This window comes from Oribacterium sp. WCC10, assembly GCF_900113415.1.
Lineage (GTDB): Bacteria > Bacillota > Clostridia > Lachnospirales > Lachnospiraceae > Oribacterium.
On sequence record NZ_FOPH01000008.1, the window covers coordinates 100,655 to 112,607 of the forward strand.

9 protein-coding genes are annotated in these 11,953 nt (G+C 40.2%); 1 reads left to right on the plus strand and 8 read right to left on the minus strand.

Annotated features, from left to right (window positions below):
* Positions 1-124: 124 nt before the first annotated feature.
* From BM294_RS07800 to BM294_RS07815, 4 genes are all read right to left on the minus strand, one after another.
* Positions 125-577 carry a NusG domain II-containing protein gene (locus BM294_RS07800; protein WP_091206539.1) on the minus strand — a complete coding sequence of 151 codons (453 nt, stop codon included), beginning with the start codon at positions 575-577 and terminating at the stop codon, positions 125-127.
* Between the two features lie 27 nt (positions 578-604).
* Positions 605-1,528 (minus strand): hypothetical protein, encoded by a 924-nt coding sequence (locus BM294_RS07805; protein WP_175494592.1) that lies wholly within the window; start codon positions 1,526-1,528, stop codon positions 605-607.
* Between the two features lie 212 nt (positions 1,529-1,740).
* Positions 1,741-3,153, minus strand: coding sequence for an alanine/glycine:cation symporter family protein (locus BM294_RS07810; protein WP_091206544.1), 1,413 nt, complete (start codon positions 3,151-3,153; stop codon positions 1,741-1,743).
* Between the two features lie 189 nt (positions 3,154-3,342).
* On the minus strand, positions 3,343-5,583 hold the full coding sequence (locus tag BM294_RS07815; RefSeq protein ID WP_091206547.1) for an ATP-dependent helicase: 2,241 nt from the start codon (positions 5,581-5,583) through the stop codon (positions 3,343-3,345).
* Between the two features lie 201 nt (positions 5,584-5,784).
* On the opposite strand from BM294_RS07815, the gene BM294_RS07820 reads away from it, so the two are divergent.
* Positions 5,785-6,456, plus strand: coding sequence for a hypothetical protein (locus BM294_RS07820; RefSeq protein WP_091206549.1), 672 nt, complete (start codon positions 5,785-5,787; stop codon positions 6,454-6,456).
* Positions 6,457-6,679: 223 nt separating this feature from the next.
* Here the strand turns inward: BM294_RS07820 and fliD are convergent, their stop codons facing one another.
* From fliD to BM294_RS07840, 4 genes are all read right to left on the minus strand, one after another.
* Positions 6,680-7,720 carry a flagellar filament capping protein FliD gene (fliD, locus tag BM294_RS07825; RefSeq protein WP_091206552.1) on the minus strand — a complete coding sequence of 347 codons (1,041 nt, stop codon included), beginning with the start codon at positions 7,718-7,720 and terminating at the stop codon, positions 6,680-6,682.
* Between the two features lie 335 nt (positions 7,721-8,055).
* Entirely contained in the window at positions 8,056-9,636 is a 1,581-nt protein-coding gene (locus tag BM294_RS07830; protein ID WP_091206555.1) for a glucose-6-phosphate isomerase, read from the minus strand.
* A gap of 225 nt (positions 9,637-9,861) precedes the next feature.
* Positions 9,862-10,347, minus strand: a complete 486-nt coding sequence (locus BM294_RS07835; RefSeq protein WP_091206558.1) for a ferritin — start codon at positions 10,345-10,347, stop codon at positions 9,862-9,864.
* A gap of 257 nt (positions 10,348-10,604) precedes the next feature.
* Positions 10,605-11,801: an FprA family A-type flavoprotein gene (locus BM294_RS07840; protein WP_091206560.1), complete on the minus strand. Its 1,197-nt coding sequence runs from the start codon at positions 11,799-11,801 to the stop codon at positions 10,605-10,607.
* Positions 11,802-11,953: the final 152 nt, after the last annotated feature.

Sequence of the window (11,953 nt, forward strand, 5' to 3'; positions counted from 1 at the left end):
CAACAAACAAAAAAGCTTTCAAACGAAAGGATAAATCCTTTCATTGAAAGCTTTTTAATATCAGTATGAGGGTCATAGTATATTGGCCACTTATATGTTACCGTCATGAACAGGTGACAGAAACTCATTCAACCACAATGATGAGTCCATGCGGAAGGCATGTTATCGGAAAATCATAGTTTGATCCGCTGATCTTTCCTATAGAAACGCAAACCTGATTACTACAGTTTGACTGAACTACGGATACTGCATTGTCCTTGACCTGCATAAGATTTATGTGATGTTTTGTTTCAAGGGCTTCATCTCCCATTGACTCAAGGGTTGTATCCATAGGAACCTCTGAAACTACACCATCCTTAATCATGTACATGGCATCCTTATCAAGAGGTGCTCTGAATATCTCTCTGTCAACGTACTGTACAACCACCTGAAGCTGTGGCTCTGCCTCTGCTTCTGATTCCTTCTGTTTCTGTGTATTATAGCGACTGTAGGCCGAAAGGCCAAAAGCCGCAACGATGATAAGCAGTATAACTGCTATTACGATAATGTTTCTCTTCTTACTTATATTTTCCTGCATTTTTAACTCCGTAATAAAATTTTAGTGTCATATTAACACAATATCCTGAATAAGCATAATATATTTTCTACCCTGTTCCGGAAAAAAAGGCCATTCAAGAGTAGACTCTGTCAGTGAGATACTTCCTCCGGTATATCTTGTACGAATGTCCCTTATACATTGCCAGGCTCCCTCCACAGGATTCATGGGATCATATTCTGATGCAAGAAGTATACGCTTCCTTGCAGAATTTGAAATGGCAGTGTTGAGAAGGGGAATCAATCTGTCATCCACTTCTCGAATATGGTCATGAAACGGATCAGGATTTACTATTCTGCCGCTAAAAAGCTGTTCTGAAATATTACCTGCAAGTATATGCCAACAGTAGGAAATCATACTGAAAAGCTGACTGTGAAGGCCGGCTGCAATAATTGTATCGTAATGTTTTTCCGGAAGCACTGTCTCGAAATCAGTGAGATCCCTGTACATAAAGTTTTCAATCAACTGAAACTCCGAAAGAGATCTTGCTATAAACTCCCCTTCCGTAAGTGAATGACCTTTTTCGATAATGTACATATAAAGCCGGTTAAAAAAATGAGTGACCATCTCTTCAGTTATACCGGAGACAGACATTAGCTTAATATCTATCCGGGAATCATGCGCCTTGTTCTGACGATTCAGCCCGGCAGTTATACTCTTCGTATCTATGTCTATAAGATCAATATGATCAAATGCTTCTGAAAGCCTGTTTATATCAAGATCATTGCAAGGACCGGCACCAAGAACAGCAAGCGTTCCCTTAGATCCTTCTTCAGGTCTTTTACTATCAACCCGGTCAACTGACTGATTCGGCATCTTCCTGGCATTTTTCGTCGCAAGAACACAAGCTGTAAGCTCTTCACGATATGTTCTCCAGTTTTCGTATGCATCCGGTATGCTGAATTCCTGTTTTATACTATCAAAAATATTCATAGACATATTGTAGTCGACTTTACAAAAAAATAAAGATTAAAAACACATCCATAACAGTCAAAAAAGCACTGTTGTTACCGAATATAACGGTTCAACAGTGCTTAAATGTCCTACTAAAAAGTTAGTGTCAAAAACAATTTCACCAATAGATCAGCCACACAACATTTACCACTCGCTCATTGGCAAAAATATACTTTTCAGGAATATACCACTTATACTACATTTCGAAGTTTTATTTCCTGTTTCTTCTTGAGATGCCTTTTCTCGTAGTCGTTGAGTGAACGAACGGCTTCTTTTGAAAGAGGTATAAGCGCAATGAGATTGAATATAGTCATAAGACCTATACCTACATCTCCGAGATCCCATACGAAGGTGTATGCCGCAAGACAGCCTATAAAAAGGTTAACCAGTGAAAGCGCTTTGTATACGGTTTGTGAAGTCCAGTTATCTCCGAAAACATAAGCAACATTTGACCTTGCATAGAAAAGTATGCCGAGGAAAGTTGAAAAGCAGAAAAGCCAAAGTGTTACTGCAATAAATATCACTCCTGCTTCTCCGAAGTGATATCTCATTGCTGCCTGAAGAAGATCCATGCCGCTTAATCCGGCTGTAAAATCTTCAGGTGCAAGAAGCATCACAAATGCTGTACAGCTGCAGATGATAATGGTATCAATAAAAACTCCCAACGCCTGCAGGAGACCCGACTTTACAGGATGATCAACATCCGCACTGGCTGAAGCGCAAGGTGCAGAACCTGAACCTGCTTCATTGGAGAAAAGTCCTCTCTTGACTCCGTTCATGAGAACAGAACCGAATCCTCCGGCCAAAGCCTGACGTACTCCGAAGGCTTCAGAGAATATACGTGAGAAAACCTGCGGCAAAGATGAAAAATTATTGATAATCACAAACAGAGTAAGGAAAATATAGAATCCTGCCATAACAGGAACTATAACATCCAGAACCTTAACTGTAACATTCTTCTTGAGAACTATATATGCTCCCGGGATGCAAAGTAAGATAGCCGTATAAAGCGGCGGTACATTGAATGCATTGTTGAGTGCTGAGGAAACAGAATTACCGATAACCTGACTTATACCACACCAGCAAAGAAGTCCGGAAAGTGCAAACAGCACAGCCATGATACTTTTCTTCTTTTTGCCTGCAAAAAGGTGATGAATATAATATGCAGGACCTCCTCTGTATCCGCCGTATAGAGGATCTTCTTCTTTATACATTTGGGCGAGAGTTGCTTCAACAAAGGCTGTGGCAGATCCTATGATTGCAGTAACCCACATCCAGAATATGGCACCTGCTCCGCCTGCTGAAACTGCAGCCACTACACCCACAAGATTGCCCATTCCGACACGGGTTGCCGTTGAAACAATCAATGTCTCAAGTCCTGAAACACTGCTCTTCTTTTCAGGATCCACATCCTTTTCAGCTGCCACTCTTATCATCTCCGGAAGTAAACGTATAGGCAGAAATCCGGTTATGATCATGCAGAAAAGCCCTGCCGGTATGAGAAGCATGATAAGAAGTGAAAGGCCGAGAGAAGAACCTCCCGGAAGAGGGATATTGACTAAATCTCCCCAAAGAAAATTGTAAATAAGTTGAAATAACTGCATATTATAAAAACCATTCCTTATAGTAATCAACTCATTGAATTATACACTAGTACTTTAAAAAAGCAAAGTGTAACAGTGTAAAGTGTGTATGTGATTCATGTATTAGATTTAATGCACATCATAAATATAATTAATTGATTAATTCCATTCTTCTGAAAACAGGACTGAAAAAGCTGCCATGACATTTAGTCAAAGCAGCTTTAATAGATCATGTGAATACAGGAAATGAAGCTGTAATGAAGATTCCTTTCCTGTATCAAACCGTATCAATATTGTTCTGTTGTCAAGTGATATGATGGTTCCGTTTCCCATCTTTTTATGGACGACTCTTACTCCTTCAGCAAGTGAGTCTATAAATGCACGATATTCATCTTCCGAAAAATCTTTTACCGGTTTCGCTGATGATCTTTCCATATATGCCACAGGGGTTGATGCATTATATCTTAGTGTCGAAGTATATGTCACTGCTCCGCTACGCATAAAGAATCCCGGGTGATCTATAGCTCCCGCACTATGACCCGAAGTATCCGGCCTTCTCGTGTGACCTCTGTCGAATAGCTCATTCAGAAAAGTTGTATCCTCATTTTTATATTCAAATATAAAAAGATCCTTCTTTGCTCTGGTTAACCCGACATAGAAAAGTCTTCTTTCTTCCTCAAAGATTTTTAACTCCAAAAGGTCATCTCCACTTGCGGATTTACGTATAGAACTACTCTTCCATGCGATATCCGGGACCTCCTGAGGGAATATTCCATCTATTGAATCAAGAAGATATACCGTCTCGTATTCAAGTCCCTTACTGCTGTGTATGGTTGACAGGATAAACGGGCAATCGGGATCATTATCCCTTTCTCTTAATATTTGCCGAAGTTCATTAAGCCTGTCAAGAAGTGATAACGGACTTTCCTCTCTATATGACAGGCTTTTTAAAATCATTATCTTACTGTCACTTATCTTACTCCTGTCCAGATAATCATTGTAACCCATCTGTCTTGTAATACGTCCTATAGCCTGATCAGCCTTATCTGAAAGTAGATTTTTTAGATTGAGTCTGATATCCTGAAGACTGTTTTCGGTTCCTCTCGGAAGCTTGCAGTATCTAAGTGCCGCATCAATGATCGGAATCTGATGTTTACGGCTTTCCATACAAGCCTGTTGTGCCAATGCTTTCGAAAGATATGTTTTCATCTTATAGTAGATCTGCATAAACAGTTCTTCATCAGAAGGATTTTTCGCAAAATGTATGATATGTGAAATATCTGTTATGGTACGATGTGTAAAGAACGTCAGGTCCATATTTTTCACACGATACGGCACTCCATTTCTTTCCAGCAGGTCGATAAGGGGAAGAATACTTTCATTATCTCTGTAAAGAACAGCAGTTTCACAGGTACAATCGGTTGCAACTTTGAGAAGATAGCTGTAGGCTGCATTCCTGCTCTTTAGTTCTATGTTTCTGATCACTCCAGTAGCCGGATTTTTGGTGAACATGGTTTTTTCGTGTCTCAGAACATTCATACCTATGAAATGCTGAGCCTTATCCACTATATGTCTACCGGATCGAAAGTTTTCTTCCATGAGAAGAACCCGGGCACCCTTATGTTCTTTTTCAAAGTCGAGTAATGCTTCAGGATAAGCCGCTCTGAAACCATATATACTCTGATCTTCATCTCCTACCATAAAAAGATTGCCACTCCCGGAAGCAAGTAGTTTGATTATCTCATGCTGTATCTTTGAAGTGTCCTGTGCCTCATCAACGGAGATATAGGGATATTTTGTTTGGAAATAATACAGCGTCTCAGGACTCCTCTGAAGTATCATCAGGGCATAAACCATCTGATCATCATAATCCATGAGTCCACGATTTCTCATTTCTTCCTGATAAAGCCTGTATATCTCTGATATCTTTATCTCTTCCGCTTCATCAAGATGCTTTATCTCATCTGGTCCAAGCATCATGTTTTTAATATAGGTTATAAGAGATCTTACTGTTTTGAGATCACTTTCAGTAGCATATTCCTTTTCGACCTGCTGATAGATATGCCCCAGTAGTTCTGAGTTCATCCTGTCATCTGTCACCAGAGAAAATGCACTCTTACCTATCATTCTTCCATAGTAATTGATGATTCGGGCACATATTCCGTTTATGGTTCTGAACTCAAGCCTTTCGGCATATTCGTCACCGAACAGACTTTTGAATCGCTCCGACATATCTTTTGTTGCCGAAACCGTGTAGGTTAATGTCAAAATCCTTTCAGGTTCAATGTGCTTTTCATATATCATAAAGCCAAGTCTTGCCACAAGGACTGTTGTCTTTCCTGACCCGGGAACGGCAAGAAGAAGTATGGCACCGTCTATTGAGTCTATTGCTGCTCTTTGCTGCTTTGTTGGTCTGATATTGTGTTCTAAAAGATGATTGTAAAAATTCATAGCACTCAATATATCACACAGCGGCTTTACTGCTCAAGAACAACATTTTTCTACTATTAATCTTATTAATGAAGCATTTAAGACGAAGTTTATCTTATGATGAAGCACATTTAACACAGAAATGTGCGTTAGCGCCAATCTGTTAATGCTGATACTTTTGACACACATCATCTTATAGATAGCTTTGGAGGAAAACAATATATGAGAATCAAGTCCTGGCTAATGCTTGTCTTAAGCATGATTTTAATCATTTGTACACTTGCCGGATGCATTGATAACAGTCCTAAATATGATACAGTTCAGGAACATGTAGACGCAGTAATGAGTGATATCAGGACAAAACCTTACGTTTTGAGAATTGATGATACTGCCGGTGCATCATATATATACGCTGAGGATGATTATTGTATCATGTATCAACCAAGCCACAAAAACAAAGTCATTACACAATGTAATAAAATAGACGGCATATGGTATGTATATGGTTATATCATGAATGTTAAGGAAGACAAATACAGTTCCTTCACACCAAAGACATTTCTTGATGGAGATATCATTAAGGCAACATACATAGATCCGTTTTATGATGCAATCATACTTTCTGAGGAGAAGGATAAAGAAAAGGAAACTATGAAGATTTCCGTAGACTTTGGCGGAGCCGTAGAAACTTTCAGAGTAGATGTGAGCTATAAGAGCTTCATTGAATTTGAGAGAGAATCCGTTCCTACTGATATTTATATGTACTATGACGGCACAAAGGATTATGCCAATATCGTAGAAGCCATACTAGGTGAGCTGATTTCAGCAGACAGTAAAGCCGGTGAGAATTTCAGGAAACGTACAGAAAATATACTAAACGGTAAAAAGAAGTAATCATCATTAGCAATTGTCACAAATCGAACATCGAATCACCTTACGAATAAATAAGGATATAACCTGCAAATGAGGAAAGTACTCCGGTTTCGGAGACTCTGGGGAAATGCTGAGTATACCGGTATTTCCTTGGTTATATATATTGAATACCCCCATCTATGGATATCATGATATCTTTAGATGGGGGTATTCTTTAGAATAAAAATGAAAATTTCAAACGATTTTATCCGAGAAGATTAAGCATAGAACCCACAGCATAGTAATTGCTATAGTTATACGGTGTATTCCTTGAAAAATCGAACATCATGTTCATGTAATTTGTACTGATGTCATTTCCGGAATAAAGACCTCTGCCGTTTTGTCCGAACAGATCCATGGTGGAATATGTATTTGTGGTTCCTACAATGGTTCTGACAGACTCATTTAAAGTATTGGCCGCTCTATCGCCAAGAATGGAAGCTATGCCATATTGACCTCCGATAAGTTCTTTAGTCGTATCGAAGTCGTTCTCCAGAGCGGAACGAAGCCTCTTCTCATCAAGCTTCAGATCTCCGTTCTTGTCATAGGATAATCCTACCATGCTCATGATATTGCCGTTGGCAAGTGTTCCGGTCATGCGTGACAGCTGTTTTTCAATACCTGATCCCAGACCCTTTCCGGCAGAAAGAGTTTCCATAGTTTTGTTGTGAGCTGTAACCATGTCCTTCATGGCTGTAACGATTTCATCCTCATCAATACCGGTGTAGATATTGGTGGTTCCGGTACCACGAAGCGTCAGTGTCGCATCAGCATTGATAAGCTGAACTGTATTGGACGCTGAAGTATACTGCGTGGTCTTTCCATTCTCGGTAATGGAATATCTTGCAGGCTGGCTGTCGGTAGCCAGATTCTGTACGGTCACACTGAAGTCCTTTTGCTTCCTTAATGAATTGACAGATATCTCAGCTACATCCTCGTCGGATGAACCTAATGTATACTGCGTAAAAACATTACCGGATTTGAAATAATTCAGCTTGTCCGCTGCCTTCTCAAGATCAGTGAGATCGCTCTGATATGCACCGAGAAAGGCCTTAGTTTTGTCGACACCGGAGGAGGAAGCTGCTGCCTGTGATGAACCAAGATAAGAAGTGACTTTGGATGCATTTCCTGATGACAGTAACGAATTGATGTTGTATTGATAACGCATCAACTGGTACATGTTCGAAATGCTGCTGGTATTATAGAAATTGAATGAACTAACGCCACCTATAGCACTAATTGACATCTTCTGCCTCCTTTCATCAATAGTGTAAGTATATATCCTTATATACTTGAGATTATCCGAACATAAGTCTACACTTAGACTTTCCTACTATTATGGTAACATATTCCGCAAAATAAAGATACATGAATATATTTTTTATTTTGCGGCTGAATATGTAAAAATCAAAAAAAATACCCTTTTCAGTATCCGCCACCAATGAAACGAATATTGAAAGGGTATCCTTATATTATCCCGTTATGTTGTCATATGAAACAACATTATCATTCATATATTTCACATACTAAAATGGAAATCCTTGCACGAATGCCGGATTAAACACTTTAACATACATGATTTCAAATGTTAAAAAGTCTGCTGTAGGCTGTAAGTGCGCCCTCTGTCTCGTGTGCAAGTACCTTCTTGGCAAGAGTCTTTCCAAGCTGTACGCCTTCCTGATCGAAGCTGTTGATATTCCATACAAAGCCCTGGAACATAACCTTATTCTCGAAATGAGCAAGGAGTGCGCCAAGTGTCTTAGGATCAACCTCATCGCCTATGATGATGCTTGATGGACGTCCGCCCTTGAAATTCTTGTTAAGGTTTTCATCAGTCTTACCGCATGCGAATGCAACGATCTGGGCAACAACATTGGCACAAAGCTTCTGCTGGCTGGTGCTTCCCTGAATATCTACATCATTCTCAAGCTGGCTGTTTCTGAAGCCGATGAACTGAAGAGGAACGATGTCTGTTCCCTGATGAAGGAGCTGATAGAAACTGTGCTGTCCGTTTGTACCGGGCTCACCGAAGATAACCGGTCCTGTCACATAGTCTATAGGCTCACCGAAACGGTTAACGCTCTTTCCGTTTGACTCCATATCAAGCTGCTGAAGATGAGCAGGGAAACGGTTGAGAGCCTGTGAATAAGGAAGGACTGTAGTACTTGGATAGCCAAGAACATTACGCTCATAAACTCCGATAAGAGCATCAAGCATAGAAGGGTTCTTGAACAGATCCCTGTTGGCTGCAAGCTTGTCTTCTGCTGCTGCACCGTCAAGGAATGCTGCAAATACTTCAGGACCGAATGCAAGTGAAAGCACTGCTCCGCCTACGCCGGAAGTGCTTGAATAACGTCCTCCGATATAGTCATCCATATAGAATGCTGTAATGAAATCATCACTGTGAGCAAGCGGTGAAGTCTCTGATGTAACAGCGATCATGTGCTTTGCAGGGTTGAGTCCTGCCTTCTTCAGTGCATCCATAACAAATGACTGGTTTGTAAGAGTCTCAAGTGTTGTTCCGGACTTTGAAACAAGGATAAAAAGAGAATGAGCAACATCAATAGAATTGAGTACTGCTGATGCATCATCAGGATCAACGTTACTGATGAACTTTGCTTCCATCTTGAATGTATCATGCTTCTTCGCCCAGTTCTCAAGAGCGAGATACATGGCACGAGGGCCAAGATCACTTCCGCCGATACCAATCTGAACTACTGTTGTGAACTTCTCGCCTGCTGCATTGGCAATCTCACCTGAATGAACCTTTCCGGCAAATTCTGCGATTCTCTTCTGCTCGGTAAGATAGAACTCACGCTTGTTCACTCCGTCAGCAATAACATCCTTTCCGAGCTGACCTCTTGTAAGCTGATGAAGAACCATACGCTTCTCACCTGTATTAACTACTTCACCTTCGTAAAGAGCTTTAAACTTATCAGCAAGCTGTGCTTCTTCGGCAAGCTCTGCAAGTGTTGAAAGAATATCGTCATCGATTTCCTTCGCTGCGTAGTTATAAACCATACCCTCAGCCATCGGTACAGAATACTTGCCTACACGTTCCGCGCCGTTCTCACCGGACATAGCCTTTACAAGATCAATGTGCTTAGCATCCTTAAGCTTCTGAAAGGACTTTAAAGTATCGAGATTGTTCCAGTTGATCATACTCTGACTCCTCCTTTAACCATGCAAACGCATGTATAAAACTAGCTTTTTTGTATTTGCCATAAATGATTGGCTAAATATTGTATCCATCAAAATACAACATTACTATTATGACTTTTCTTACTGCAAATCGCAAGAAAGAAATTTATAATTCATCAAAAAAGGGACAATCCTCATAAGAGAACTGCCCCGTATTTTAAAATACATAAACCTTACTGCATATACTTACTTTCTGGCTGCAAGCTCCTTATCAAGGAGATACAGATTCTTAGGCTTGTCTCCGAGAAGCTGAACCTTTGAGATCATATCCTTTGAGTTCTTCTCCTCTTCTTCCTGCTCGGTGATGAACCAGTTCAGGAAAAGCTGTGTACGATAGTCTTTAGCTGATACAGCGGCATCATAAATCTTGTTGATTTCATCGGTGATATAGTGCTCATGCTTGTCAGCAGTCTTTACGGCATCAAGAACTGTCTTATACTCTGCCGTAACAGCTTCAATGGCAGGGAGAGGAACATCCTGATCATTGTCTAAAAGATAATCATAAAACTTAAGAGCATGCTCCTGCTCTTCCATAGCCTGAGCCCTGTACCATGAAGCAAATCCGCTTAAATCATTCTGCTGGAAATATTTTGATATTCCAAGATACAGATATGCTGAATAAAATTCCTTGTTTACCTGTGCAACTAAAAGTTCTGCAACCTTTGAATTCATACACTCTCTCCTTTTTAGGCGTACCGGTCTATTGTTTTATCTCTTATTCCATATCCGATACACCATCCTGATATGGATACGTTTCTTCAAAGCAGAAATCATATCCCGGTTGATGTTGTCAAATACTTCTTCTAATCATTACTCGTCATAATTCAAAAAAAGTTAAGCATAATTATCAATACATAAAGAAAGACCATATATTCTGATCATAGTTTAACCGGCCATTGATTATTATGACCATACTTCACGGTAATCCGTTATTCCAGACTCTCTGCCAATGCCTTTGCCAGTTCATCTATCTTTTCTCTCGATGATTCATCTACGGAAGATGTTATGGTAACCATCGGTTCAAGAATAGTCATATTCTTCATACTGCCTATCAGATCTGTCATCTTTTTCCCGGACTGTGAAGCCCAGCTTCCGTTCTCCATGAATCCTACAGTTCTGCCCGACAGATTATGATTCTTCATATCTGTAAGAAAAGTATGCATGTTGTCAAATATCTCAGCATTGTAGGTAGAACTTGCAAATACAAGGTGAGAATACTCAAACGCTTTTTCAAGCAGTGTAGAAGTATCGGTTTTTGAAACGTCATATACTTTTACATCCTTTATGCCGTGCTCTGCCAGATCCATGGCAAGAATATCTGAAGCATTGGCTGTATTCCCGTAAACAGAGCCGTAGAATATAGCTACCGACTGCTTTTCGGGAACCCAGCCGGCCCACTTCTTATATAGACCGATGATCTCCGAAATATCATTTCTGAAGAGATGACCGTGGAGAGGAAGGATGCATTTGATATCAATGTCACTCAACTTCTTAAGAAGTGCATTGACCTGAATTCCGTATTTTCCAACGATATTGGCATAGTATCTTCTGGTTTCGTCTTTATGGTCATGTTCCCAGTCAACTTCGTCCGCAAATATATTACCGCTCAAGGCACCAAATGCACCGAAAGCATCCGCCGAGAAAAGAGCGCCGGTCACATCATCATAGGTTACAATAACCTCCGGCCAGTGAACCATAGGTGCAGTGTAGAAAGTCAGCGTATGGTGTCCAAGCTCTAAAGTATCCTTTTCTTTTACAGTGACGGCATCAACATCTATGTGATAAAACTGCTTTATCATCTGGACCGCCTTTTGAGATCCCACAATCCTAAGTTCAGGGTAACGGTTAAGTAACTCAGGAATAATTGCGCAGTGATCAGGTTCCATATGCTGAACCACCATGTAATCAAGTGATCTTCCGTCAAGAGCTTTTACCAGATTATCCATAAACTGCCTTGAAACAGCATCATCGATACCGTCCATCAGACAGGTCTTGTCATCAAGTATCAGATAATTGTTGTATGCCATGCCCCCGGGTGTCGGATAGGCATTTTCAAAAAGAGCAAGTCTTCTGTCTGAAGCTCCCAGCCACCATGTATCAGTCTGTACCTTACGTATATTGTACATGTCGTCACCTCTTTCATTTTACGTTGTGCCACATGAGTCATTGACTCAAATGATGATAAATACATATAAGTTTATGATAATTATAAACCAATTATCCAAAACGGAATATCCATTTTTTGTAAAATACCGACAATAATAAAGATTCATCACTA